Genomic DNA, 24,628 nt, shown 5'->3' on the forward strand with positions numbered 1-24,628 from the left:
GGATGCGGGATTTGTCGGTTGACATGGGGAGTTCTCCCCATGTCAACCGTCTCGAAGGTGTGCATCATCGGTCCGACCCCGCGCCCGTCCCGACGTACCGGCGCAGATGGTCGGCCGTGAGGGTGTCGCCACCGGCGACGAGGTCGGCGGGCGACCCCTCGAACACGATCCGCCCGCCGTCCCGCCCGGCGCCGGGACCGATGTCGATGATGTGATCGGCGTGCGCCATGAGCGCCTGGTGGTGCTCGATGACGATGACGGAGTTCCCGGCGTCGACGAGGCGGTCGAGCAGCGCGAGAAGGTTGTCGACGTCTGCCAGGTGCAGGCCCGTCGTGGGCTCGTCGAGGATGTAGACCGAGCCGGACGTCGCCATCGAGATGGCGAGCTTCAACCGCTGCCGCTCGCCGCCGGAGAGCGTGCTGAGCGCCTGCCCCAGCGTGATGTACCCGAGGCCCACGTCGATGAGACGCGAGAGGATGCCGCCCGCCACGCGCGCCGGCAACGCCTCCGCGGCCTCCGCCGCGCTCAGCGCGAGCATGTCCGCGATGGTGCGCCCGTCGAGGGTGTACCGAAGCACCTCGGGGCTGAACCCCGATCCCCGGCAGACGTCGCACTCCGTCTCGACGGACGCGGTGATCCCGAGCTTCGTCACGATGACGCCGAGTCCCTTGCAGGCCGGGCACGCACCCTGCGAGTTGGCGCTGAAGAGAGCCGGCTTGACCCCGTTCGCCTTCGCGAACGCCGAGCGGATCGGATCGAGCAGTCCCGTGTAGGTCGCCGGGCTGCTGCGGCGATTGCCGCGAATGGGCGACTGATCGACGACGACGACCCCCTCCCGCCCCGCGAGGCTGCCGTGGATGAGCGACGACTTGCCCGAGCCGGCCACCCCGGTGACGACGGTGAGGGCCCCGAGGGGGATGTCGACGTCGACCGACCTGAGGTTGTTGGCGGTCGCGCCTCGGATCTCGAGGACGCCGGAGGCCGAGCGCACCGCTGGCTTCAGCTGCGCCCGGTGATCGAGGTGCCGGCCGGTCAGCGTGTCGGAGGCCCGCAGCTCGGCGACCGTTCCCGTGAACTGGACCCGCCCGCCGTGGCGACCCGCGCCCGGCCCGAGGTCGATGACGTGATCGGCGATCTCGATGACCTCCGGCTTGTGCTCGACGACGAGCACCGTGTTGCCTTTGTCGCGCAGGCCGCGCAGCAGGTCGTTCATCCGCTGGATGTCGTGCGGGTGCAGTCCTGCCGTGGGCTCGTCGAAGACGTAGGTGACGTCGGTCAGGCTCGATCCGAGATGCCGGATCATCTTCGTCCGTTGAGCCTCGCCGCCCGACAGGGTGCCCGACGACCGATCGAGCGAGAGGTATCCCAGCCCGATGTCGATGAAGGACTGCACGGTGCCGCGCAACCCCGCGAGCAGCGGCTCGACACCCGGCGCGTCGATCGATGCGAGCCACGCGGCGAGGTCGGTGATCTGCATGGCCGCGGCGTCGGCGATGCTCGCCCCGGCGATCTTCGCCGACCGCGCGCCGGCGTTGAGCCTCGTTCCATCGCATGCCGGACAGGGCATGAACTTCACCGCGCGCTCGACGAAGGCCCGCACATGCGGCTGCAACGCGTCGCGATCCTTCTGCAGCATCGACTTCGTGACGCGGGGCACGAGCCCCTCGTAGGTCATGTTGATGCTCTGGATCTTGATCTTGGTCGGCTCTTTGTAGAGGAAGTCCGCGAGTTCGGCATCCGTGTAGTCGGCGACGGGCTTGTCGGGGTCGAGCAGCCCCGACTCGCTGTACCCGCGCACCATCCAGCCGTCGGCGCTGTATCCGGGAACGCGGATGGCCCCTTCGTTGAGCGACTTCGACCGGTCGACCAGTTCGTCGATGTCGATGTCGCTGACCTCGCCGAGGCCCTCGCAGTCGGGACACATGCCGCCCGTCACCTGAAAGGAGCGTCGTTCCGCCCGGCCCGCGTCGCCTCCGACCGCGACCGTGATCTCGCCCGCCCCCGACACCGACGGGACATTGAACGAGAAGGCCTGCGGTGAGCCGACGAACGGTTCGCCGATGCGGCTGAACAGCACGCGCAGCATGGCGTGCACGTCGGTCGCCGTGCCCACGGTCGAGCGGGCGTTCGCTCCCATCCGCTCCTGGTCGACGATGATCGCGGGGCTGATGTTCTCGAGCGCGTCGACCTCGGGCCGTGCGATCTGCGCCATGAACTGCTGGACGAACGTCGGATAGGTCTCGTTGATCAGCCGCCGGGACTCGGCGGCGATCGTGCCGAACACGAGCGACGACTTGCCCGAGCCGCTCACCCCGGTGAAGACGGTGAGGCGTCGCTTCGGGACGTCGACATCGACGCCGTCCAGGTTGTTCTCGCGGGCGCCGCGCACGCGGATGACCTCGTGCGAATCGGCGGCGTTCTCAGCGGATGCGGCGGCCATCGGACATCCTCTCGGTGCGGACCTCCCCATTGTGGGGCTCGACGGCGTGCGAGGCGAGAGCTCGATGGCATCCGACGACGTGGTCGTCGACCATGCCGGCCGACTGCATGAGCGCGTACATCGTCGTCGGCCCGACGAATCGGAAGCCGCGGCGGCGCAGGGCCTTGCTCATCGCCTCCGACTCGGCCGTCACCGCCGGCACCTCGGCGAGTGTCGCCGGACGGGGCCGCGGCACGGCGGGCGCGAAAGACCACATCAGCTCGTCGAACTCGCCGTCGGCGACGTCGAGCAGCAGCCTCGCGTTCGAGATGGTGGCCTCGATCTTCGCCCTATTGCGGATGATGCCGGCATCCGCCATCAGCGCTGCGATCTCGGTCGATCCGAATGCGGCGACCCGCGCCGGCTCGAACCCCGCGAACACCTCGCGGAAACGGGGGCGTTTGCGGAGGATCGTGATCCAGCTCAGTCCCGCTTGGAACCCCTCGAGGCTCAGCTTCTCGAACAGTGCGCGATCGCCGTGGAGCGGGCGCCCCCACTCCTCGTCGTGGTAGCGCCGGTACTCGGCGTCATCCCCCACCCAGCCGCAGCGAGCGAGGCCGTCGGGTCCGGTGATGAGGTCGTGCACCATCCCGTCAGGCTAGCGAGCCCCGCCGACATCCCTCGGGCGATCGGCGGGGCGGCATCCGATCAGGACCCTCGCTTGGCAGACTTCGCGAGCGTCTTCTCCGAGACCGGGGCGCTGCCCGACGCGGCGAGCTCTGCGAAGTACTCGCGCGCTTCACGCTGCCGCTCGGCCTCGGCGCCCGATGCGATGGGCGCCCGGACGTGCTCGGGGGCGAACCCGAAGGCGTCGACGAGGTCTTGGGCGTGCGGGCGGAGCCGAGCGCACAGCCGGTCGATGTAGCTCGTCACGGCGGCCGCGCGCTGGGTCGAGAGGCGACCGTGGATGAGGTACCAGGCGAGGTGCCGCTCGATTAGGGTCAGGCCGAAGAGGTCGCGCAGCCACACGAGCACCTGGCGCGTGCCCTCGTCGTCGACCCGCTCGACACCCTGCGCGAAGGCCTCCCACTGCAGCAGCTCGCCGTGGGCACGAGCCGCCTCGATCAGCTCCGACTGGTGCTGGTTGAAGACGGCGGCGGCATCCTGCTGCGACATCTTCGACGCGGGCCGGAGGGCGGCCGCGATATCGGCGATCATCTGCTCGACGCGGCCCGTCAGCAGCTCGTGCTGCTGTTCGGCCCGCAGCCCGAGCTCGACCGATCGCGCTGTCTGACCGAAGTCGGCGACCGACTGACCGAGTCGCCGGAGGCCGGCGCCGTGGAAGACGCGCTCGGCGGTCGAGACCGCGGCGAACTTGGCGAGGGCCTTCGCGTCGGCTCCCTTGAACTGCTTCGCGTAGTCGCTGAGCAGGCGCTTGCCCACCAGCTGGAGGAGCACGTTGTTGTCGCCCTCGAAGGTGGCGAAGACATCGAGGTCGTGGTGCAGGTCGACCATGCGGTTCTCGGCGAGGAACCCTTGACCGCCGCATGCCTCGCGGCATTCCTGGATCGTGTCCAGAGCGTTCCACGTCGACAGCGGCTTGAGCGCCGCGGCGAGGGTCTCGAGGTTCTCGCGCCCCTCCGGGGTGTCGGTGCGGCCCGAGAACACGCCGTCAAATGCCTGCAGCAGCTCGTCGTGCGAGAAGTACTGCGCGTAGGTCTGCGCGATCCGCGGCAGCAGGCGCCGCTGGTGCCGGCCGTAATCGAGCAGGGTGACCTCTTCGGTGCCGGCACCCGAGTCGAACTGCCGGCGCTGGTTCGCGTACGTCACGGCGATGTACTCCGCCAGTGCCGAGGCCGTCGTGGCGGAGCCGTCGAGCGACACGCGACCCTGCACGAGTGCCCCGAGCATTGTGAAGAACCGGCGGCCGGGGCTGGGGATGTCGGAGCTGTAGGTGCCGTCGGGCGCGACGTCGCCGTAGCGATTGAGCAGGTTCGTGCGCGGGATGCGCACGTGGTCGAAGTGCAGCCGGCCGTTGTCGATGCCGTTGAGCCCGCCCTTGACGCCGTCGTCCTCACCACCGACCCCGGGCAGGAAGTTGCCCTCGTCGTCGCGGAGCGGCACGAAGAAGCAGTGGACGCCGTAGTTCACGCCACCCGTGATGAGCTGAGCGAACAGGGTCGCCGCCTTGCCGTGGACGGCGGCGTTGCCCAGGTAGTCCTTCCACGCGCCGCGGAACGGCGTGTGGATCACGAACTCCTCGGTCTCGGGGTCGTACGTGGCCGTCGTGCCGATGGCCGCGACATCCGATCCGTGCCCGGTCTCGGTCATCGCGAACGCGCCCGGCAGGCGCATCTCCATCGCATCGCGCAGCCACGCGTCGTGATGCGGCTTCGTGCCCAGCTGGTGGATGGCGGAGCCGAAGAGACCCCACTGGACACCCGACTTGATCTGCAGGCTGGGGTCGGCCAGGACGAGCTCCTGGAAACCGGCGAGGTTCGCGCCGTTGTCGCCGTCGCCGCCGTACTCCTTCGGGTAGCCACGGCCTGAGGCGCCGCGCTCGACGAGCAGGTGGAGCTGCTTGAGCACGCGTTCACGGTGCTCGGCCATCGGCTCGCCCGGGATCTGCCAGAACACCGGGTCCTTGATCATCTCGCGCGCCTCGCGACGCGTCGCCGCCCACGTTCCGAGCAGCATGTCGGTGACCGCGTCGATGTCGATGCGGGGCTCATGCGCCTCCGCCGCGGTGTGGGGCGCGGTCGGGGCGCCCCCGGCCGGGGTGCGGTCGGCGGTTGCGGGCTTGTGGGGACGAACAGCGGCGTCGGTCATCGCGTGCCTTTCGACGTCGGAAGGATCGGAGTCGATACTCACGGTAGGACTTCCACAACACCTCACCAAGCGGGTTGGTCGATCACCACAACGGGATGCCGGTACGTCGGCGACCCGCATTGTGCGACCGCGACATCCGGTCGTCGGTGGGATGTGCGTCAGTGCGATGCCACGACGGCGAGCACCGCGTCGCCGTAGGCCTCGCGCTTCTTCGCCCCGATGCCGGTGATGCCCTCGAGGTCGGCCGACGTGCGGGGGCGGCGATCGGCGAGAGCGCGCAACGTCGCGTCGCCGAACACGATGTATGCCGGCACGCCCTGCTCGCGAGCCTGCTCGGCCCGCCACGCCCGCAGGGCCTCGAAGAGGTCGCGGTCGCCCTCGGCGACCTGCTCGGCCGCGGCCGCCTTGCGGACGCGAGAGCCGCCGCTGTTCTGCCCCCGTCCGAGCACGTCGCGCCGAAGGGGAACGCCGACCTCGCCCTTGAGCACCGGTGCGCCGGCGTCGCCGACCGCGAGCACGCCGTACTCACCGCGGGCGACGAGGATCCCGCGGGCGAGCAGCTGCCGGATGACGCTGCGCCAGTCCTGGTCGGACAGGTCGGCCCCGAGGCCGTACGTCGCCAGCTCGTCATGACGCTGCTGGCGGATGCGCTCGGTGGAGGCCCCGCGCAGGATGTCGACGAGGTGGCCGGCGCCGAACGACTGGTTGCGCTCGCGCTGCAGCCGCACGATCGTCGAGAGCAGTTTCTGCGCCGGGATCAGTCCGTCCCAGGTGTCGGGCGGGGTGAGGCAGGTGTCGCAGTTGCCGCACGGCTCGGAGTCCTGGCCGAAGTAGCCGAGCAGGTTCTGGCGGCGGCAGGCGACCGTCTCGCACAGGGCGAGCATCGCGTCGAGGTGCTGCCCCATGCGCATCTTGAACGTGCGGTCGCCGGGGCTCTGATCGATGAGGCGCCGCTGCTGCACGACATCCCCCAGGCCGTAGGCCATCCAGGCGATCGACGCTTCGCCGTCGCGTCCCGCGCGTCCGGTCTCCTGGTAGTAGCCCTCGACGGACTTCGGCAGATCGATATGGGCGACGAATCGCACGTCGGGCTTGTCGATGCCCATCCCGAAAGCGATCGTCGCGACCATGACGACACCGTCTTCGCGGAGGAACCGCGACTGGTGCTTCGCCCGCATCTCGGCCGGCAGCCCGGCGTGATACGGCAGCGCGTCGAGCCCCTGCGCGGCGAGGTAGTCGGCGGTCTGCTCGACCGACTTGCGGCTGAGCGCGTACACGATGCCGGCCGACCCCTCGGGCATCGAGCGGATGAACGTGACGAGCTGCCGCCGCGGGTCGACCTTCGGCTCGATGCGGTACTGGATGTTGGGCCGGTCGAAGCTCGCGACGAAGTGACGCGCCTGCGGCAGGCGCAGCCGCTCGGTGAGTTCCTGGTGGGTCGCGCGGGTCGCGGTGGCGGTGAGCGCCATCCGCGGCACCCCGGGGAACCGCTCGTCGAGGTCGCCGAGGGCGAGGTAGTCGGGGCGGAAGTCATGGCCCCACTGCGAGACGCAGTGCGCTTCGTCGATCGCGATGACGCTCAGGGCGCCTCGCTGGAGCAGCTGCGTCGTCTGCGGCACGCTCAGCCGCTCGGGGGCGACGTAGAGCAGGTCGAGCTCGCCCGCGAGATAGGCCTGCTCGACGCCCGCGCGCTCGCCCGGAGACTGCGTGGAGTTCAGATAGGCCGCCCGCACGCCGTTGGCGATCAGGGCATCGACCTGATCGTGCATGAGCGCGATGAGCGGGCTGACGACGAGTCCGGTTCCGGGACGCACGAGCGCGGGAACCTGGTAGGTGATCGACTTGCCGCCGCCGGTGGGCATGAGCACGACGGCATCCCCGCCGCCGGTGACGTGCGAGACGATGTCGCCCTGGTCGCCGCGGAAGTCGTCGTAGCCGAAGACCTCCTTGAGCACGGCGCGGGGGTCGGCGCCGGCGAAGTCGCGGCGCGCGAGGGAGAGGACGGCGGCGGGGGCCGCCGTCGGAGGCGCGGCTGCGGTGCGGGCCGGGCTCACGGTGCTGCGGGCCGAGGTCGCGAAGGCGCTCGACGCCGGGGCGGCGGCGCGGTCGCGGGTGGCGCGGGCGACGGCAGCGCCGTAACCGTCGAACTCGGGCGGCGGCGGTGCGTCGAAATCCTCGGGCGGAGCGAACTCGTCGGGGTTCCAGTCGAGGTCGGCGTAGGGATCGGCATCCCAGGACTGCTGCTCTCGACTCACCCGATTCACGATAGCCGCGGCATCCGACATCCTGCTCCGCGCGTTCACAGGCGGAGTCGTCGCGTCTGTCGTCAGCACCATCGTTCGGCGAGTGTCGCGACGACGTTGAGGTTGCGGTTGGTCGCGACGCCGAGGAGTTTCGCCGCGCCGAGCGGATCGACGGTGCCGTCCTGGTATCCGGGCTCGAGCAGCGCGTGGACGGCGCGGCCGCGCACGAGCATGCGCCCGGCGGCAGTCGCGAGGGACGCGACCCGGGCGGCGGTGTCGGGGTCGAGCTCGTCCTTGAGCAGGTACACGTAATGGCGGGCCAGGCCCGGGTTCGCCTCGCTCACGGCGAGCGCCTCGGCGGCGAGCGCGGCGAACTCGTCGGCTCGGAACGTGATCGTCGGGACGTCGAAGCCCCGATCGGCCGCGTAAGCCCGCTCGAGGGTCTGCTCGAGCTTCGCGCGGGATCGCATGCGCGTGTCGAAGCGGATGTTGCCGGTGTTGATGTGCGTGACGACCTTCTCGAAGCCGGCGGCCTCGGTGACCCGGCGGATGTCGTCCTTCGGGAAGACGCGCGTCGCGCCGAGGTTGATCGCCCGCAGGAACCCGAGATGTGTGGCCACGCCCTCATCATGCCCGGGGCCTGCGACATCCGGTCACGGCGCGGCCGGGCCGAGCTCAGAGGCGGATGACCTCGGCCACGCGCACGACGGCCGTGCCGGCTTCGACGGACTGCTCGAGGTCGACCTCGGCCCGGATGCGCCAATCGTGGTCTCCGGCGGGGTCGTCGATGATCTGCTCGACGCGCCAGATGCCGTCGCGGGCCGCGGACTCGTCGATGACGCAGAGCGACGGCGAGCGCGCGGCACCACCGGTGAGGATCTCGTCGTGCTCGTCGTAGTACCGGTCGAGCACCTCCGGCCAGTCGACTTCGGCGTCGAGGGCTTCGAGCGCTTCATCGTCCTGCAGCGCGGCGAGCTGAACCCGGCGGAACATCTCGTTGCGCACCAGCACCGTGAACGCGCGCCGGTTCGTCAGCACCGAGGGCGGCGCGGGCGGCACGACGGGAGCGTCGGGGTCGTCGGTCGGGTGCGCGAGCGACTCCCACTCGTCGACGAGGCTGGAGTCGACCTGCCGCACGAGCTCCCCCAGCCACTCGATGAGGTCCATCAGGTCGTCGGTCCGCGCCTCGGCCGGCACGGTCTGGCGGATCGCGCGGTACGCGTCGCTGAGGTAGCGCAGCACGAGGCCCTCGCTGCGCCCCAGTTGGTAGAACGACACGAACTCGCCGAACGACATCGCCCGCTCGAACATGTCGCGCACGACCGACTTCGGCGACAGCTCGAAGTCGCGCACCCACGGCTGGCTCGACGCGAAGGTCTCGAACGCCTGGGCGAGGAGGTCGGCGAGGGGCTTGGGCCAGGTGATCTCCTCGAGCAGCGCCATCCGCTCGTCGTACTCGATGCCGTCGCGCTTCATCGCGCCGACCGCCTCGCCGCGCGCCTTGTACTCCTGCTGTGACAGGATCGCGCGCGGGTCGTCGAGCGTCGCCTCGATCACGCTCACGACATCGAGCGCATAGTGGCCGGTGCCGGTCTCGGCGTCATCCGGGGACAGCAGCTCGATCGCCGCGAGCGCGAACGGCGACAGCGGCTGGTTGAGCGCGAAGTTGGGCTGTAGATCGACCGTGAGTCTGATTGTCGACTCGCCAGAAACCGCGGATGCCGCACGCCTCGCATCCGCATTCTGTGGCGAGTCGACGGCAAGAGCCACCGACGCGGGGCGCACGACCTCGACGATGCCGGCGGCCACCAGGGTGCGGAAGATCGCCAGGGCCCGGCGGGCCAGGGCGTACTGCCGGGCGCGGGGTTCGTGGTTGTCGAAGACGAGCGAGCGGACGTTGCCGAACACGTCGCCCCCGCGACCGATGACGTTGAGCAGCATCGCGGCCGACAGCTGCAGCTGCGGCGTGAGCGGCTCGGGCAGCGCCTCGACGAGCCGCTCGAACGAGCCCTCGCCCCAGTTGACGACGCCGGTCGGAGCCTTCTTGCGCACGATCTTCTTGCGCTTGGCGGGGTCGTCTCCGGCCTTCGCGAGGGCGACGGCGTTCTCGATTTCCCACTCCGGCGCCATGACGACGACGTTCCCGTGCGGGTCGAAGCCGGCGCGTCCCGCACGCCCCGCGACCTGATGGAACTCGCGGGCGGTGAGCTGCCGCATCCGGGTCCCGTCGTACTTCGACAGCGCCGTGATCACGACGGTGCGGATCGGGACGTTGATGCCCACCCCGAGCGTGTCGGTGCCGCAGATGACCTTGAGCAGCCCGCGCTGGGCGAGCGTCTCGACGAGACGCCGGTACCGCGGCAGCATCCCGGCGTGGTGCACGCCGATGCCCGCCCGCACGAGGCGCGACAGGGTCTTGCCGAAGCCGGTCGTGAAGCGGAATCCGCCGATCGCCTCGGCGATGGCATCCCGCTGCTCGCGCGTCGTGATCTTCACGCTCGACAGCGCCTGCGCGCGCTCGAGCGCGGCGGCCTGCGAGAAGTGCACGATGTAGACCGGGGTCTCGCGCTCCTCCAGCAGCCGCTCGAGCACGTCGTGCACGGGGCGCCGCTCGTACGAGAAGTGCAGCGGCACCGGACGCTCGACACCGGTGACCAGGGCCGTCCGCCGGCCCGTGCGACGCGAGAGGTCGTCGGCGAGGTCGGTGACGTCGCCGAGCGTGGCCGACATGAGCAGGAACTGCGCGCGCGGCAGGGTCAGCAGCGGCACCTGCCACGCCCAGCCGCGATCGGGGTCGCCGTAGAAGTGGAACTCGTCCATGACCACCTGGTCGACGTCGGCGTCGGCGCCCTCGCGCAACGCGAGGTTGGCGAGGATCTCGGCCGTGCAGCAGATGATCGGCGCCTCGGGGTTGACCGACGAGTCGCCCGTCACCATGCCGACTCGCTCGGCCCCGAAGATCTCGACGAGGGCGAAGAACTTCTCGCTCACGAGCGCCTTGATCGGAGCCGTGTAGTACGTGCGCCCGCCGCGGGAGACGGATGCCGCGTGCGCGGCCACCGCGACGAGCGACTTGCCCGTGCCGGTGGGCGTGGCCAGCACCACGTTGGCCCCCGAGACGAGCTCGATGACCGCCTCGTCCTGTGCCGGATAGAGCGTGAGCCCACGTCCCTCCGCCCAGGAGGTGAAGGCGTCGTAGATCGCGTCGTCGGAGGGATCCGGGCCGATGAGGTCGAGCAGCGGCGCGGAGGTCATCCCTCGAGTCTGCCCTACGCCCGCGGAACGGCGGCCGCCGCGTCGACCTCTCGCACGGATGCCCGGACACGCAGCGGCATCGGCAGAAGCGACGGCGCGACCGCCGCGTCGCCCGCACCGGTGTCATCCTTCGCCGCCTCGACCCGGTCGATGAGAAGCTCGACGGCTCGCTTGCCCATCGCACGGTGGGGCAGCGCGAAGGTCGTGAGCCCCGGACGCAGCCACTGGGCGAACGAGACGTCGTCGAACGAGACGACCGACACGTCGTCGGGCACCGCGAGGCCTCGCTCGCCGAGCGCCTGATACGCGCCCATCGCCAGGCGGTCGTTGAAGCAGATCAGCGCCTGCGGCACGACTCCCCCGTCGAGCAGCTGCGAGGTCAGCCGGAAGCCCTCGGGCGGCAGCCACTGGATGACGGGACTTCCGGATGCCGGCTCGAGTCCGGCATCCCGCAGCGCGTCGAGGATGCCGTGCAGTCGCTGCTGCGCGCCGAGGGAGAACGGCGGCGCGTCGTCTTCTGTCGGCCCGGCACCGATCAGGTGGATGTCGCGGAGCCCGCGCTCGAGCAGGTGACCGACCGCCTCGCGACCGGCGGCGTACTCGTCGGGAAGCACCCGCGGAACATCCGTCGCGCCGTCGACCTCGAGGTTGAGCAGAACGGCGGGAGTGCGTGTCGCCTCGGGAGGCAGCGCCCGGCGGTGGGTGATCATCGAAGCCAGGACCAGGCCGTCGACCTGCCGGTCGAACATGGCGTTGAGCAGCTGCCGCTCGAGCTGGACGTCGCCGCCGGTCTCGCCGACGAACACGAGGAAACCGCGGGCACGGGCGGCGTCGATGGCGCCCTTGATCATCTCTCCGGCCAGTCGCGACGAGGCGACCGAGTCGGAGATGAAGGCGAGGGTGCGGGTGCTGCCCGTGCGGAGCCCGACCGAGACGGCGTTGGGACGGTACCCCAGCCGCTCGGCGGCCTCTCGCACCCGCTCCTGGAGCGCCTGCGAGAGGCGCAGCTCGCTGCCGCGTCCGGCGAGGACGAGGGATGCCGTCGATGCCGCGACCCCGGCCTCCGCGGCGACCTGTGCCAGCGTGACGCGCTTGCGGTTCATCTCTCCCCCTCTCGCTCCGGTGCAGCTTCAGTATGCCGCGATTGCGAAGAACCGCCACTGGCTAGTACGTTTTAGCCCAGGTGCTATTTCGTGTTAGCAGCACCTGCCCCTCCACCACCCACAGAAGGTAGACGATGATGTCGACACGAATGCGACGACGTGTTCTCACCACCGCGGCGACCGGCTTCGCCGTCGCGGTCACCCTTTCGGCCTGTGCTCCGCCGAGCGCCGCCCCCGCCGGCGAAGGCGCGGCATCCGGCGGTCCGATCCAGACGACCTGCGGAACGGAGGACGTCACCCTCGACGCTTACGTCGAGACGGGCTTCCCGGTCTTCAGCGACCTCGCCACCGAGTTCGAGAAGCAGTTCCCGAACGTCACGGTGAACCTGCGCGAAGACCAGTTCGCCGTCATCACACAGAACGCGCCCCGTGTGCTGGTCGACTCCCCGCCGGACATCATGCGTCTCCCCACGATCGTCGACCTGGTCGACAGCGACCTGCTCTACGACCTCGATCCCTACGCCGAGGCCTACGGCTGGGACCAGTGGCCCTCCTCGCAGCTCGAGCAGCTGCGCGTCGACGAGAACGGACAGCGCGGCGACGGGCCGCTGTACGGCATGGGCATCAACTACTCGGTGACGGGTGTCTTCTACAACAAGACCCTCGCTGCGCAGGCCGGCATGACCGAGCCGCCCGCGACCCTCGCCGAGCTCGACGGCTACCTGCAGGCGGCCAAGGATGCCGGGCTCACGCCCGTCGCGCAGTTCAACGGCGGCGCGACCGGCGGCCTCGCCTTCCCGCTGCAGGCGCTCATGGCCTCGTACGGTGAGCCCAGCAAGATCAACGACTGGATCTTCCTCAAGGACGACGCCACGATCGACACCCCCGAGAACCTCGAGGCGGCCGAGCACCTGAAAGGCTGGATCGACGCCGGCTACTTCGCTCCCGACATCAACTCGATGGACTACTCGCAGATGATGAGCCGCTTCATCGGCGGCGAGAGCGTCTTCATCTTCAACGGCGACTGGGAGTCGGGCAACCTCGACGCGCAGATGCCCGACAACGTCGGCTTCTTCCTCATGCCCCCGGTCGAGGCCGGCGGCCAGGTCGGCGCGATGTCGGCGCCGACGACGTACGGCGTCTCGGCCTACGCCGACGAGCCCGACTGCGCGGCTTTCTTCTTCGACTGGGTCGCGACCAACGAGACGGCACGCACCATCGCCGTCGAGTCCGGCGGTTCGCACCCCATGGGCCCGGCCGACGCCTTCATGCCCGAGATCGCCGAGGGCAGCGTCACCGCCGAGACCCTCGCCGCCGGCGCCGACCTCTCGGCGAACAACGGCTCGATGGACTTCATCGCCAACGCGACCGGGTCGATCTACGCCAAGACGCTGACGCCGAACCTCCAGGAGCTGTTCGCCGGGAAGCAGACCGCCGACGGCCTGCTGACCAAGGTGCAGTCCGACTACCTCAGCCAGAAGAAGGAGTAGGCCGTCCCGATGACCGTCACCGGACAGCTCGGCGATCGCCGGGCAAACCGGGACTCGTCGGCCTCTCGGCCGCGCAGGCGCCGCGTCACCACGCGGCGTCTGCGCGAGAGGTCGATCGGTCTCGCCCTGATCGCCCCCGCGCTCATCGCCTACGCGATGTTCGTACTCATCCCCCTCGGCTCGACCGTCCAGTACTCGTTCTACGACTGGGACGGCATCACCACCGCGACGTGGGCGGGCTTCGACAACTACATCCGGATCTTCACCGATTCGACGCTGCTCGTGCCGATCGTCAACGCGCTGAAGCTCATCCTGTACTTCTCGATCGTGCCGGTCATTCTCGGACTCGTCTCGGCCGCCCTGATCCGCAGGCTCGGCGGCAGCCGTCTGGCCGGCATCTCGCGCACCGTCCTGTTCCTGCCGCAGGTGATCCCCCTCGTCGCGGCCGGCATCATGTGGACCTGGCTGCTCGCCGCCGACGGCCTGGTCAACCAGGCCCTGCGCCTGGTGGGATTGGGCGGCGTCACGCGCGCGTGGCTCGGCGACTTCGACACCGCCCTCCCCGCCGTCGGCGTCATCGGAGCGTGGGTCTCGCTCGGGCTCTGCATGCTTCTCATGCTGTCGGGCATGACCAAGATCGACCCGGCGCTCTACGAAGCCGTCCGCATCGACGGTGCGGGTCCGATCCGCGAGTTCTTCACCGTGACGCTGCCCGCGGTGCGCCAGGAGCTCGGCGTCGCGATCCTCATCACGGTGATCAACGCCCTCCGCAGCTTCGACATCATCTACATCTCCACGCAGGGCGGTCCCGGCGGCTCGACCACCGTGCCCGGTCTCGAGATCTACTACCTCGCGTTCTTCCAGCGCGAGGTCGGACAGGCGTCGGCCCTCGCCGTCGTGCTGACGGTGCTCGTCCTGGTGATCGTCCTGCCCCTGAACCGCATCACGCGCGGAAGCGAGAAAGACGCATGAGAACCTCCGCCGTCGAGGCCTGGACGGGCCGCATCGTCCTCATCGTGGTGATGGCGTTCACGATCATCCCGTTCATCACCCTCTTCGTCACCGCACTCCACGAGCCCGGCACCTACCCCAAGGGCCTGTCGTGGCCCGAGACCCCGCACTGGGACAACTTCGCGCTCGCGTTCCAGTCGGCCGACATGCTCAAGATGCTCGGGTCGAGCGCCCTCATCGAGCTCGGCGTCGTGCCGATCTCGCTCGTCATCGCGACGCTGGCCGGGTTCGCCCTGGGCCACCTGCGCGTGCCGTTCGCCCGTGCGATCTTCGTGCTGTTCGTCCTCGGCCTGACGCTGCCCTTCGAGGGCATCATCGTGCCGATCTACTACCAGATGAAGGGATACGGCCTCCTCAACACCCAGCTGGCGATCGTGCTGCCGCTGATCGGCCTGTTCATGCCGTTCGCCGTGATGTGGATGCGGGCGCACTTCGTGAACATGCCGCACGAGCTCACCGAGGCGGCGCGCATCGACGGCGCCACGACGTGGCAGCTGTTCTGGCGCATCCACGTCCCCCTGTCGGGCCCGGCGATCTCATCGCTGGCGATCCTGCTGTTCTTGTGGACCTGGAACCAGTTCCTGCTCGCGATCGTCCTCGTCGACGACCCGACCAAGCGCACGATGGCCGGCGCGCTCGGCGCGTTCCAGGGTCAGTGGGGCACCGACATCCCGCTGCTGTGCGCCGGGTCGATCCTGATCCTGCTGCCGACGCTCCTGGTGTTCCTCATCTTCCAGCGTCAGTTCGTGGCGGCTCTGCTGCAGGGGGCGGTGAAGGGATGACGGATGTCGCACGGCCGCCCTTCGACGACGCCGTCGCCCGCGCTCTCGCCGAGTTCGACGACCTCGTGGTCGTGTCGATGAGCAGCGACGAGATCCCGCGCGTGCGCGCGTCCGGGGTCGCGGCTCCGCTCGCCGAGCTCACCGCGCACGGCGCCTTCGAGCGCGACGAGCTGCTCGTCCCCGGGTGGCGTGAGGACGACCCGCCGGTGGGCGTCGTCGTCTACACGCCCGCCGTCGTGCGCCGTCCGGCGCCCGTCATCCTGCACCTGCACGGAGGCGGGCTGATCGCGGGGAACGCCGACTCGGACATGCCGGCCACGGCCGAGCTCGCCGAGCGCACCGGCTGCGCGATCGTCTCGGTGGAGTACCGGCTCGCCCCCGAGCACCCGTACCCCGCAGCGCTCGAGGATGCCGCTGCCGCTCTCCGCTGGCTGGCCGGGCCAGACGCCCCCGCCGCCCTGGACGGCGACCGCATCATCGTCGCGGGGGTCAGCGCCGGGGGCGGCCTCGCCGCGGCGACGGCCCTGTTCGCTCGCGATCACGGCGGTCCGCGTATCGCGGGGCTCGTGCTGCTGTGCCCCATGCTCGACCACCGCTCCGACTCGGAATCGGCACGGCAGATGGCGGGCCACGGTTCGTGGGACCGCGACGCCAACGCGACCGCCTGGGCCGCCTATCTGGCCGATGTCGAGGGCGGCGTCCCGCCGTACGCGTCGCCGGCCGTGGCCGACTCGCTCGCGGGGCTGCCGCCGACCTTCATCGACGTCGGCTCGGCAGAGACGTTCCGCGACGAGTGCGTCGCCTTCGCGCGACGGATGTGGGCCGACGGCGGCGACGCCGAGCTGCACGTCTGGCCCGGCGGAGCGCACGCGTTCGACTTCCTCGCGCCGTGGACCGTCCTCGCGCGCGACGCCCGACGTGCCCGCGAAGAGTGGCTGCGCCGCCTGCTCCACCGCATCTGACCCCTCGGAAGAACCCCCAGAACCCATGAACCCCGATTCCCCCCAGCTCATCACCTACGTCGACCGTCTCGGCGGCACCGTCACCGGCATCCGCGATCTGCTCGCGACCCGGCTGTCCGGCGCCTTCGGCGGCGTGCACCTGCTGCCCTACTTCACCCCGTTCGACGGTGCAGACGCCGGCTTCGATCCGGTCGACCACGCCTCCATCGATCCGCGTCTGGGCACGTGGGACGACGTCCGCGCGCTGAGCGAGACCCACACGGTCATGAGCGACCTCATCGTCAACCACGTCTCGGCCGACTCGGCGGCCTTCGCCGACGTCCGCCGACGCGGCGACGCATCGCCGTTCGCGCCGATGTTCCTCACGCTCGACTCCGTCTTCCCGGACGGCGTCACCGAGGCCGACCTCACCCGCATCTACCGCCCCCGCCCGGGGCTCCCCTTCACCGCCATCGTCCTCGGCGACCGCTTGCGGCTGGTGTGGACGACGTTCACGTCGGAGCAGATCGACATCGATCTCCGCACCGACGCCGCCTGGGAGTACCTGACGGCGGTCATCGACGCGCTCGTCGCGGGCGGCACCTCGATGCTCCGGCTCGACGCCGTCGGCTACACGGGCAAGGAGGCCGGCACCAGCTGCTTCATGACGGCGGCGACCGAGCGCTACACGCAGCGCATCCTCGAGCTCGCCCACGATCGAGGCGCCCAGGTGCTGCTCGAGATCCACGGCCACCACACGCAGCAGATCGCGATCGCGCGGACGGTCGACTACGTCTACGACTTCGCGCTGCCGCCCCTCGTGCTGCACGCGCTCCACGCGCACGACGCGCGCCCGCTCGCGCGCTGGCTCGAGATCCGTCCCGCGAACTCGATCACGGTCCTCGACACCCACGACGGCATCGGCATCATCGACGTCGGTGTGAGCGACCTCGCCCCCGGCGAACCCGGCCTGCTCGAGCCCGAGCAGATCGACGCCCTCGTCGAGGCGATCCACGACGCGAGCGGCGGCACCAGTCGGCAGGCGACCGGGGCGGCGGCATCGAACCTGGATCTGTACCAGGTCAACTGCACGTTCTACGATGCTCTCGGGCGCGACGACCGGCGCTACGCGCTCGCGCGGCTGCTGCAGATCATGACCCCGGGCATCCCGCAGGTGTATTACGTCGGGCTCCTCGCCGGCGAGAACGACATGGATCTGCTGAAGGCGACCGGCGTCGGCCGCGACGTCAACCGGCACCACTACACCCCCGACGAGATCGATGCCGCGCTCGCGCGACCGGTCGTCGGACTCCAGCTCGACGCGCTTCGCCTGCGCGCGACCCACCCCGCCTTCGCCGGGACGTTCTCGCACGACCTGCGAGACACGCGCGGTGAGCTGCGGTGGGATGCCGCCGACGCGTCGGTCACGCTCGGCTTCGACCTGGGCGACGCGTCGTTCCAGCTGACGGCGGCCGAAGGCTCGGCGACGAGCACCTGGTCGCACGCGCGTCTCACCGGGAACTGAGCCGAGGCGGGTGGGGCGGGCGACCGCCTCACCCGCAGCATCAGCCGGCCGTGCCGGCATCCTTCGCGGCCAGCACTCGGCCGCACGACTCGTCGACGCGCTCGGCGAAGGCCGCGTCGGACTCGGCCCGCGAGAGCACCGCGTCGTACATCGCGGGGAGCACCGTCGGATCGGCCGACGCGAGCACGATGTCGACCCCCGCCGACAGCGCCTCGACGGCCCGATCGCCGGGGGCGACGATCTCCGCGGCGGCCGCGGCCGACAGATCGTCGGTGATGACGACACCGTCGAAGCCGACCCGATCGCGCAGCAGGTCGAGCACCGCCGAAGAGAACGCGGCCGGGTGGTCGGGATCGATGTTCTGGTACCGCGCGGTGCCGACCATCACGATCGACGGACCGGATGCCGTGAGCGCCCGGTACACGTCGACATCCGGCGATTCCGCCGAGACCACCGTGTCGAGAACCTCGGCGGTGTAATCGGTGTTGGCATCCACCCGCCCGAGCCCCGGGAAGTGCTTGAAGGTCGGCAGCACGCCCGATGCGCGCATCCCGTCGGCGAATGCCCCGGCGCCCGCGGCGACGGTCTGCTCGTCGTAGCCGTACTGCCGTCCGAGCGCTCCGATGGGCGGGTTGTCCAATCGGGTGTCGGCGCTCGTGACGATGTCGGCGACGGGGGCGAGATTGACATCGATGCCCGCTGCCGCCAGCTGAGCGCCCCACGTGGTGGCCGCGGCGCGGAGCGCGTCGGGGCCGAGATCGGCCTGCCGGACGGCGTAGGGCATCTCGTCGAATCCGGGTCCGCTCAGCACCTGCACCTCGCCGCCCTCCTGATCGGTCGCGACCCAGAGCTTCGGCGAGCCCTCCGGCGCAAGGTCGCGGAACTGCGCGACGAGAGCCGCCGTGGCCTCGACGCCCGAGCTCGAGCGGCCATGGAGGAACAGTCCGCCGACGCCGCGGTCGCGGATCGCCGCTGCGGCATCCGACGAGACCGTGTCGACGGGCGTCCCCACCATGAGCACCTGCCCGACGCAGCCCTCCAGCCCGAGGGCCGCCGCCCGGCCAGGCGAGGCTGTGGGTGTCGGGGGTGCCGGACCCGTTGCGGTCGGGCTCGGGGCGGACGCCGTCGGGTCGGCCGGTCCGGGCTCGGGGGCGCAGCCGGCGGCGAACGCCAGCACCCCGACCAGGGCGGCGGCGAACGCAGAACGGGCGGCGCGCGAGGAGGAGGGAGTGCGGGTCACCCTTCCATGGTCACCCGGTCAGCAGCAGCGCGCACCGGGGTTGCGGTCCTGGTCGTCCATGCGCTGGCGCCAGAACTGCCGCTCGGTGAGGGGTTGGGTGTCGGGGTGCGTCCGGCGCTGGTGCGCCAGGTACGTCGCGTAGGCGTTGTCGCCCATGAGCGAGGTGACGTACCAGTGCACCGCGCGGGCGACGCGGAGGACGGCCCGACCGGCGCTCTGCACCATCGGTCAGTGCCCCCGGCGCGCGGTCTCGGCCCGCTCCTCGGCGAGCAGCGGCTCCCACTCCTTCTCGAGCTCGCGCTCGGGGCCGGTGGGGATGAAGCCGGCAGGCGCGAAGCGGCGGGACGGGACGGCGGGGTCCTCGGTCTCGTCTCCCCCACCCCGCACGATCGCCCGGACGGCGACGACGACGGCCGAGACGATCACGATGATCGCGAGGACCACGAAGACGATCGACAGCGTGCCCTGCACACCGGTGTTGCGGATGACCGCCTCCACCGTCGCCACCGGCCCCAGGCTCTCGTCTCCTGAGGCGAGGGCGTCGCGGTAGCGGAAGTGGTTCGCCCAGTAGCCGATCGCGGGCACCGGCGAGAAGATCTTGTACGCCGAAGCGGTGATCGTCACGACCGCGGTGAAGGCGAGCGGCACGGCGATGATCCAGATCCACTTCACGTACGAGCGTCCGCGCTTCGCGACGATCGCGAGCACGACGGCGAGCGCGATCGCCGCGAGCAGCTGGTTGGCGATGCCGAACAGCGGGAAGAAGGTGTTGATGCCGCCGAGCGGGTCGGTGACGCCGAGGATCAGGATGGCGCCCCACCCGGCGACCATGATCGCCGTCGTGATCCACACGCCCGGACGCCACGACACGTCGCGGAATCGCGGGATCCAGGCGCCGATGGAGTCCTGCAGCATGAAGCGGGCGACGCGGGTTCCGGCATCCACCGCGGTGAGGATGAACAGCGCCTCGAACATGATCGCGAAGTGGTACCAGAACGACATCATGGCCTGGCCGCCGAGGGCCTGCTGCATGATGTGCGCGAGCCCGAGGGCGAGGGTCGGCGCGCCGCCGGTGCGCGAGACGATCGACTCCTCGCCGACGTCGGCCGCGGTCGAGATCAGCAGATCGGGCGTGATCTCGACCCCGGTGAGACCGAGCGAGTTGACGAAGGCGACCGCGCCCTCGACGGTGCCCCCGGTCGCCGCCGAGGGCGCGTTCATCGCGAAGTAGATGCCCTGGTCGATCGAGATCGCGGCAACGAGCGCCATGATCGCGACGAACGACTCCATGAGCATGCCGCCGTATCCGATGAAGCGCGTCTGGCGCTCCTTCTCGACGAGCTTCGGTGTCGTACCCGAAGCGATGAGCGCGTGGAAGCCCGAGAGCGCGCCGCAGGCGATCGTGACGAACAGGAACGGGAAGAGCGGGCCGGCGAACACCGGGCCGAGTCCGTTCTCACCGAAGATCGTGACCGCCGGCACCGAGATCTCGGGTCGGACGAGCACGATCGCCCCGGCGAGCATGACGATCACGCCGATCTTCATGAAGGTCGACAGGTAGTCGCGGGGAGCGAGCAGCAGCCACACCGGCAGCACCGCGGCGACGAAGCCGTAGATGATGATGCCCCACGCGATGACGGTGCGGTCGAGGTGGAAGATCTCCTGACCCCAGGCCGTGTCGGCGACCCAGCCTCCGGCGATGATCGCGCCCATCAGCAGCACGAACCCGATGATCGAGACCTCGGTGACCTTGCCGGGCCGGAGGTAGCGCAGATAGACGCCCATGAAGAGGGCGATCGGGATCGTCATCGACACCGAGAAGACGCCCCACGGGCTCTCGCCGAGCGCGTTCACGACGACGAGCGCGAGGATCGCGACGATGATCAGCATGATGAGCAGGGATGCCACGATCGCGGCGGTGCCGCCGATGCGCCCGAGCTCCTGCCGGGCCATCTGACCGATCGTCCGGCCACCGCGGCGCATCGAGAAGAAGAGCACGGTGTAGTCCTGCACGGCGCCCGCGACGACGACGCCGACGATGATCCAGATCGTCCCGGGGAGGAACCCCATCTGTGCTGCGAGCACCGGGCCGACGAGCGGACCGGCCCCGGCGATGGCCGCGAAGTGGTGGCCGTAGAGCACACGGCGGTCGGTGGGGACGTAGTCCTTGCCGTCCTGCTTGACCTCGGCCGGGGTCGCGCGCCGGTCGTCGGGGCGCAGCAGGTAGCGCTCGATCACCTTGGAGTAGAAGCGGTACCCGATGAGGTAGGTGCAGACGGCGGCGAACACGAACCAGATCGCATTGACCGTCTCGCCGCGGACGACGGCGAGCATGACCCAGGCGAGTCCGCCGAGCAGGGCGATCGCGATCCAGATCACGACCTTCAACGGCGTCCAGCGCGCGGCGGCGCGGTGCTGCTCGTCGGAGACGGCGACCGGCGGCAGTTTCGGATCGGTGACGATGTCGGACGAGGATCGAGGCATCGGTTCTCCTGGGGGAAGGCGCTTCATTGCGTTTTCCCAGCTTAGGCGGATGCTCCGAGGCATTCCCGGTATTCGGTCGTAATGGTCTCGACCGGCCTTACCGTGGAGGTGATCGAGAGGAGATCACCATGACCGACGAGACCCCCACCGTGATCCGCAACGACGAGCAGGACCGCTACGACCTCCACGTCGGCGACGTGGCCGCCGGTTTCGCCGCTTTCCGGCGCGACGACGAGGGACGCCTGGTGTTCGATCACACCGAGGTCGACAAGGCCTTCGGCGGGCGCGGCCTCGGCAAGGCGCTGGCCGCCGATGCGCTCGCCGACGTCGCGCGACGTGGCGAGACCGTCGTTCCCGAGTGCCCGTTCATCGTGAAGTTCCTTCGTGAGAACGAGGTTCCCGGCCTGAAGATCGCGTGGCGCGACGAGGATGCCGTCGACGCCGCTGCCCCGGCGGAACCGTCGGCGTGACCCGCTTCGACGCCGAGACGGCGCCCGTCGACGAAGACCCGGGGGCGGGATCGCCGGGTCCCCGGCGCGCGCTGCTCGAGGCGCGCGAGGTTCCGCTCGGAGGCGTGCGCGCGATGTCGGTGCACCGCTTCCTGCCGCAGCGCGATCTGCCGCTCGTCGGCGCCTGGTGCTTTCTCGACCGGTTCGGCCCGCAGCGCACGCGCATGCGCGTCGAGCCGCATCCGCACATCGGACTGCAGACCGTCACCTGGCCGCTCGCCGGTGAGGTGCACCACCGCGACACCCTCGGCAGCGACGTCGTCATCGAGCGCGGCGCGCTGAACATCATGACCAGCGGTGCCGGCATCGCCCACTCCGAGTACTCGGTCGGCGACGAGCCGATCCCGCTCGACGCGCTGCAGCTGTGGGTGGCCCTCCCCGAGGAGCGCCGCCACGGCGCTCCCGACTTCGAGCGTCACGACGACCTGCCCGAGCTCGACCTCGGCGGCGGGGCCACGGCGACCGTCGTCGTGGGTGAGCTCGCCGGCGCCGTCTCGCCCGCGACGATGCATACGCCGATCGTCGGCGCGGAGCTCCGACTGCCCGCCGGGGCGATCGTCGACCTGCCCCTCGAGACCGCGTGGGAGTACGCCGTCGTGCCGGTCTTCGGATCGGTTCGTGTGGAGGGGACGGATGAGGCGGCCGAGGCAGGCGCGGACGCCGAGACGCAGGATGCCGTCGCACCCGGCGCCCTGCTCTACCTCGGTGACGGTCGTCGCGGCACCCGCCTGACCGCCGGCGACGAGGATGCGACGGTCTTCCTCCTGGGCGGCGAGCCCTTCGGCGACGAGATCGTCATGTGGTGGAACTTCGTCGGCCGCAGCCACGACGAGATCGAGGCCGCCCGCGAGGAGTGGGAAGCGGCATCCGATCGATTCGGCCACGTCACGGGCCACGGCGACGAGCGCATCCCCGCGCCGCCGCTCCCGCACGTGCGGCTGACGCCCCGCCGCCGCCGGCTCTGACCCATCCGCTGATGGAGGCGTGGCCCGGTTCGAGCCACGCCCCCGACCCGACGTGGCCCGTCAGACGCGTTCGGTGTGAAGGAGCGTCTGCAGCAGCGACCTCGCTCTCGCGTGTCGACTGCGAACCGTGGCGGCATTCATTCCCAGGTGCCGCGCGGCCTCCACCAGCGTGAATCCATCCCAGTAGACGAGGCGGATGATCTCCTGATCGATCACCTGGAGCTGGGTGATCGCAGCGCGCACATCGGCGGCATGATCCTGCTCCTCGGTCCGGGGCAACTCCGCGAGGTGTCGTGCGAGCTTGTTCGCGAGCGCATGCCGACGTGCATGCGACCGCCGGCCTTGAGAAAGAACGCGGCGAGCGATACCGAACATCCACATCCGGGCTTCGACGGCCTCGGAGGGGACCGACCGCGCCTTACGCCACACGACGACGAGGGTTTCTCCCAAGAGGTCTGCGGCATCTTCGCGATCGGGCACACGCCGGACGAAGTAGTCCAGGAGCGCACCGGCGTGATCCTTCACGAGCTGGGCGACGCGCTGGTCGTTCGTCGGCGCGGGCTCAGATGCGCCCGTCAATGCAGCTGTCCCGTGCAGTCGGTGTCTCGGCCGAGCCCGCCGTCGCCCGGAAGGATGTAGTCGTCAACCCCGGCGAAGATCACATCGTCCGCCGCTCCGAACCACGGCGAGAAAAGACCAGCGGCATCGCGCTCCAAAGCCCTCTCGTAGATCTTCTGTCCGACACCATCCCAGTTCTGAGCCGCGATGTACTCGACGGCCTCGGTGTTCGTTTCGACGTAGTCGAGTTCGCCGTTGAAGAGCTCGATCGAGCAAGAGATCTCACGACCGGTGTCGGTGACGTACGAGACGGGAATCTCGAAGTCGGGAATCATTCGCGGATCGGTGCCGGCTGTGGACGCGAGTGCGATTCCCGGCAAGGCGAGCACCGGCAAAGCGACCCACGACAGCCGGCGGACACGCCGCCGGCGCACGGCATGAACGCGCGCTGCGATCCCGACGCGATCTACTTCAGCTGCAACCATTCCGTCCGTTGATACGCGGCGCGGGGCACTTGCCCGCAACAGGTCATCAATCGATGTGTCCATGGAGTCCTCCTCGGTGCTCACCACGTACATGGCCGGACCTCGGCCGAACGTTGCACGACAGCGAGAGGTCGTGAAGGAGCCGCGTGGTCAGCCTCGCTCATCACCCCGTCCGCGGAACATCGCGATAGGCGCGACCTGAGACCATCCGAGGCTCTCGTAAAGCTTGCGTCCGTCGGCGCTCGCCACGAGGATTCCCGTCGTCGCCCGCTGCTCGGCCGCCCAGGCGGCGAGGCCGGTCATGATCAGGCGCCCGAGCCCTCGGCGTTGAAATGCCGACATCGTCCTGATGCGATCGAACACCGCGTCGCTGGCAGCCACGGCGACCTGCCCGTGAGCGGCCAGCTCGCCGTCCATATGGATCCGGGCGTAAGCCACCGGCCCGTCCTGCTCGATTTCGACCTCGGTCGGCACGATGCCCGGCTGGATACGCGCGCTCATCATGCATTCGCTCGTGTTCGCGGGATCGAGAACAGCGACAGCGTCATGCATCGACGCGTCGAGTTCGCCGATGAGAGTCGGCCTCACATCGGGCTCGCTCGTCACGGCGACCAGGCGGTCGATCTCTGTCAGCGACGCCGTCGACGCGACGCGTTCCTGGGAACGGCCGTCTGCCCCGACCTCCACGAGCCAGCTGTCGCCATCGCGGCATCGTTGCATCTGCCGCGAATTGCACCACCCCGTGACCCATCGGTCTACCCAGGCACTCGTCATGATCGTCCTCACTGG

General features: G+C 70.0%; 20 protein-coding genes. 7 read left to right on the forward strand and 13 right to left on the reverse strand.

Going from position 1 to position 24,628, the window contains the following annotated elements; genetic code table 11:
- Positions 1 to 64 precede the first annotated feature (64 nt).
- From C3481_RS08245 to C3481_RS08275, 7 genes are all read right to left on the reverse strand, one after another.
- Positions 65 to 2,440, reverse strand: a complete 2,376-nt coding sequence (locus C3481_RS08245) for an excinuclease ABC subunit UvrA (RefSeq protein WP_103841586.1) — start codon at positions 2,438 to 2,440, stop codon at positions 65 to 67.
- Positions 2,421 to 3,068 (reverse strand): DNA-3-methyladenine glycosylase I, encoded by a 648-nt coding sequence (locus C3481_RS08250; RefSeq protein ID WP_023953008.1) that lies wholly within the window; start codon positions 3,066 to 3,068, stop codon positions 2,421 to 2,423. Before C3481_RS08250 ends, C3481_RS08245 begins: the two co-directional genes overlap by 20 nt.
- Before the next feature lie 59 nt (positions 3,069 to 3,127).
- On the reverse strand, positions 3,128 to 5,248 hold the full coding sequence (locus C3481_RS08255; RefSeq protein WP_023953010.1) for an acyl-CoA dehydrogenase: 2,121 nt from the start codon (positions 5,246 to 5,248) through the stop codon (positions 3,128 to 3,130).
- Between the two features lie 158 nt (positions 5,249 to 5,406).
- Positions 5,407 to 7,503, reverse strand: coding sequence for a DNA helicase RecQ (recQ, locus tag C3481_RS08260; RefSeq protein WP_258039055.1), 2,097 nt, complete (start codon positions 7,501 to 7,503; stop codon positions 5,407 to 5,409).
- A gap of 71 nt (positions 7,504 to 7,574) precedes the next feature.
- A complete protein-coding gene (locus C3481_RS08265) occupies positions 7,575 to 8,111 on the reverse strand; it encodes a DUF1697 domain-containing protein (RefSeq protein ID WP_103841590.1) in 537 nt (178 codons plus the stop codon).
- A 55-nt stretch (positions 8,112 to 8,166) separates the two neighbouring features.
- Positions 8,167 to 10,746: an RNA helicase gene (locus C3481_RS08270; protein ID WP_103841592.1), complete on the reverse strand. Its 2,580-nt coding sequence runs from the start codon at positions 10,744 to 10,746 to the stop codon at positions 8,167 to 8,169.
- A 14-nt stretch (positions 10,747 to 10,760) separates the two neighbouring features.
- Positions 10,761 to 11,849 carry a LacI family DNA-binding transcriptional regulator gene (locus C3481_RS08275; RefSeq protein WP_103841594.1) on the reverse strand — a complete coding sequence of 363 codons (1,089 nt, stop codon included), beginning with the start codon at positions 11,847 to 11,849 and terminating at the stop codon, positions 10,761 to 10,763.
- 134 nt (positions 11,850 to 11,983) lie between these two features.
- Between C3481_RS08275 and C3481_RS08280 the strand changes: the two genes are divergently transcribed.
- The 5 genes from C3481_RS08280 to gtfA are packed head-to-tail and all read left to right on the forward strand — an operon-like array spanning position 11,984 to position 17,598.
- Positions 11,984 to 13,339 (forward strand): ABC transporter substrate-binding protein, encoded by a 1,356-nt coding sequence (locus C3481_RS08280; protein ID WP_088379628.1) that lies wholly within the window; start codon positions 11,984 to 11,986, stop codon positions 13,337 to 13,339.
- Between the two features lie 9 nt (positions 13,340 to 13,348).
- On the forward strand, positions 13,349 to 14,311 hold the full coding sequence (locus C3481_RS08285) for a carbohydrate ABC transporter permease (RefSeq protein ID WP_103841596.1): 963 nt from the start codon (positions 13,349 to 13,351) through the stop codon (positions 14,309 to 14,311).
- The gene (locus C3481_RS08290; RefSeq protein WP_064955134.1) at positions 14,308 to 15,132 is read left to right on the forward strand and encodes a carbohydrate ABC transporter permease; all 825 of its coding nucleotides are present in this window, start codon (positions 14,308 to 14,310) and stop codon (positions 15,130 to 15,132) included. The genes C3481_RS08285 and C3481_RS08290 overlap by 4 nt, the downstream gene beginning before the upstream one ends.
- Entirely contained in the window at positions 15,129 to 16,094 is a 966-nt protein-coding gene (locus C3481_RS08295) for an alpha/beta hydrolase fold domain-containing protein (RefSeq protein ID WP_023953022.1), read from the forward strand. The genes C3481_RS08290 and C3481_RS08295 overlap by 4 nt, the downstream gene beginning before the upstream one ends.
- 25 nt (positions 16,095 to 16,119) lie before the next feature.
- Entirely contained in the window at positions 16,120 to 17,598 is a 1,479-nt protein-coding gene (gene gtfA / locus C3481_RS08300) for a sucrose phosphorylase (protein WP_103841598.1), read from the forward strand.
- Positions 17,599 to 17,638: 40 nt separating this feature from the next.
- Here the strand turns inward: gtfA and C3481_RS08305 are convergent, their stop codons facing one another.
- Genes C3481_RS08305 through C3481_RS08315 form a run of 3 tightly spaced genes read right to left on the reverse strand, consistent with a single transcriptional unit; the run spans position 17,639 to position 21,322 of the window.
- Positions 17,639 to 18,838: a glycoside hydrolase family 3 protein gene (locus C3481_RS08305; RefSeq protein ID WP_181021894.1), complete on the reverse strand. Its 1,200-nt coding sequence runs from the start codon at positions 18,836 to 18,838 to the stop codon at positions 17,639 to 17,641.
- 18 nt (positions 18,839 to 18,856) lie between these two features.
- A complete protein-coding gene (locus C3481_RS08310) occupies positions 18,857 to 19,063 on the reverse strand; it encodes a YbdD/YjiX family protein (protein WP_023953025.1) in 207 nt (68 codons plus the stop codon).
- A 3-nt stretch (positions 19,064 to 19,066) separates the two neighbouring features.
- On the reverse strand, positions 19,067 to 21,322 hold the full coding sequence (locus C3481_RS08315; protein WP_103841600.1) for a carbon starvation CstA family protein: 2,256 nt from the start codon (positions 21,320 to 21,322) through the stop codon (positions 19,067 to 19,069).
- A gap of 128 nt (positions 21,323 to 21,450) precedes the next feature.
- Here C3481_RS08315 and C3481_RS08320 point away from each other — a divergent pair, with 128 nt between their 5' ends.
- Positions 21,451 to 21,792 carry a GNAT family N-acetyltransferase gene (locus C3481_RS08320; protein WP_023953027.1) on the forward strand — a complete coding sequence of 114 codons (342 nt, stop codon included), beginning with the start codon at positions 21,451 to 21,453 and terminating at the stop codon, positions 21,790 to 21,792.
- A complete protein-coding gene (locus C3481_RS08325; RefSeq protein ID WP_258039056.1) occupies positions 21,789 to 22,796 on the forward strand; it encodes a pirin family protein in 1,008 nt (335 codons plus the stop codon). The genes C3481_RS08320 and C3481_RS08325 overlap by 4 nt, the downstream gene beginning before the upstream one ends.
- A 60-nt stretch (positions 22,797 to 22,856) precedes the next feature.
- Here the strand turns inward: C3481_RS08325 and C3481_RS08330 are convergent, their stop codons facing one another.
- From C3481_RS08330 to C3481_RS08340, 3 genes are read right to left on the reverse strand one after another with little or no spacing between them, the layout of a single operon-like run.
- A complete protein-coding gene (locus C3481_RS08330) occupies positions 22,857 to 23,375 on the reverse strand; it encodes an RNA polymerase sigma factor (RefSeq protein WP_023953031.1) in 519 nt (172 codons plus the stop codon).
- Positions 23,372 to 23,932, reverse strand: a complete 561-nt coding sequence (locus tag C3481_RS16420) for a hypothetical protein (RefSeq protein ID WP_146053636.1) — start codon at positions 23,930 to 23,932, stop codon at positions 23,372 to 23,374. The genes C3481_RS08330 and C3481_RS16420 overlap by 4 nt, the downstream gene beginning before the upstream one ends.
- A 57-nt stretch (positions 23,933 to 23,989) precedes the next feature.
- Positions 23,990 to 24,559: a GNAT family N-acetyltransferase gene (locus C3481_RS08340; protein ID WP_181021895.1), complete on the reverse strand. Its 570-nt coding sequence runs from the start codon at positions 24,557 to 24,559 to the stop codon at positions 23,990 to 23,992.
- Positions 24,560 to 24,628: the final 69 nt, after the last annotated feature.

Source organism: Microbacterium sp. Ru50, assembly GCF_002920555.1.
In the GTDB taxonomy this organism is placed as follows: Bacteria; Actinomycetota; Actinomycetes; order Actinomycetales; family Microbacteriaceae; genus Microbacterium; species Microbacterium arborescens.

Bases quoted from the DNA above. Each gene is read 5' to 3' on its own strand.
- C3481_RS16420 (WP_146053636.1), bottom strand. From the start codon at position 23,932: ATGTACGTGGTGAGCACCGAGGAGGACTCCATGGACACATCGATTGAT.
- C3481_RS08340 (WP_181021895.1), bottom strand. From the start codon at position 24,559: ATGCAACGATGCCGCGATGGCGACAGCTGGCTCGTGGAGGTCGGGGCA.
- C3481_RS08280 (WP_088379628.1), top strand. From the start codon at position 11,984: ATGATGTCGACACGAATGCGACGACGTGTTCTCACCACCGCGGCGACC.
- C3481_RS08250 (WP_023953008.1), bottom strand. From the start codon at position 3,068: ATGGTGCACGACCTCATCACCGGACCCGACGGCCTCGCTCGCTGCGGC.
- C3481_RS08255 (WP_023953010.1), bottom strand. From the start codon at position 5,248: ATGACCGACGCCGCTGTTCGTCCCCACAAGCCCGCAACCGCCGACCGC.
- gtfA (WP_103841598.1), top strand. From the start codon at position 16,120: ATGAACCCCGATTCCCCCCAGCTCATCACCTACGTCGACCGTCTCGGC.
- C3481_RS08275 (WP_103841594.1), bottom strand. From the start codon at position 11,849: ATGAACCGCAAGCGCGTCACGCTGGCACAGGTCGCCGCGGAGGCCGGG.
- C3481_RS08295 (WP_023953022.1), top strand. From the start codon at position 15,129: ATGACGGATGTCGCACGGCCGCCCTTCGACGACGCCGTCGCCCGCGCT.
- C3481_RS08245 (WP_103841586.1), bottom strand. From the start codon at position 2,440: ATGGCCGCCGCATCCGCTGAGAACGCCGCCGATTCGCACGAGGTCATC.
- C3481_RS08315 (WP_103841600.1), bottom strand. From the start codon at position 21,322: ATGCCTCGATCCTCGTCCGACATCGTCACCGATCCGAAACTGCCGCCG.
- C3481_RS08270 (WP_103841592.1), bottom strand. From the start codon at position 10,746: ATGACCTCCGCGCCGCTGCTCGACCTCATCGGCCCGGATCCCTCCGAC.
- C3481_RS08285 (WP_103841596.1), top strand. From the start codon at position 13,349: ATGACCGTCACCGGACAGCTCGGCGATCGCCGGGCAAACCGGGACTCG.
- C3481_RS08320 (WP_023953027.1), top strand. From the start codon at position 21,451: ATGACCGACGAGACCCCCACCGTGATCCGCAACGACGAGCAGGACCGC.
- C3481_RS08310 (WP_023953025.1), bottom strand. From the start codon at position 19,063: ATGGTGCAGAGCGCCGGTCGGGCCGTCCTCCGCGTCGCCCGCGCGGTG.
- C3481_RS08290 (WP_064955134.1), top strand. From the start codon at position 14,308: ATGAGAACCTCCGCCGTCGAGGCCTGGACGGGCCGCATCGTCCTCATC.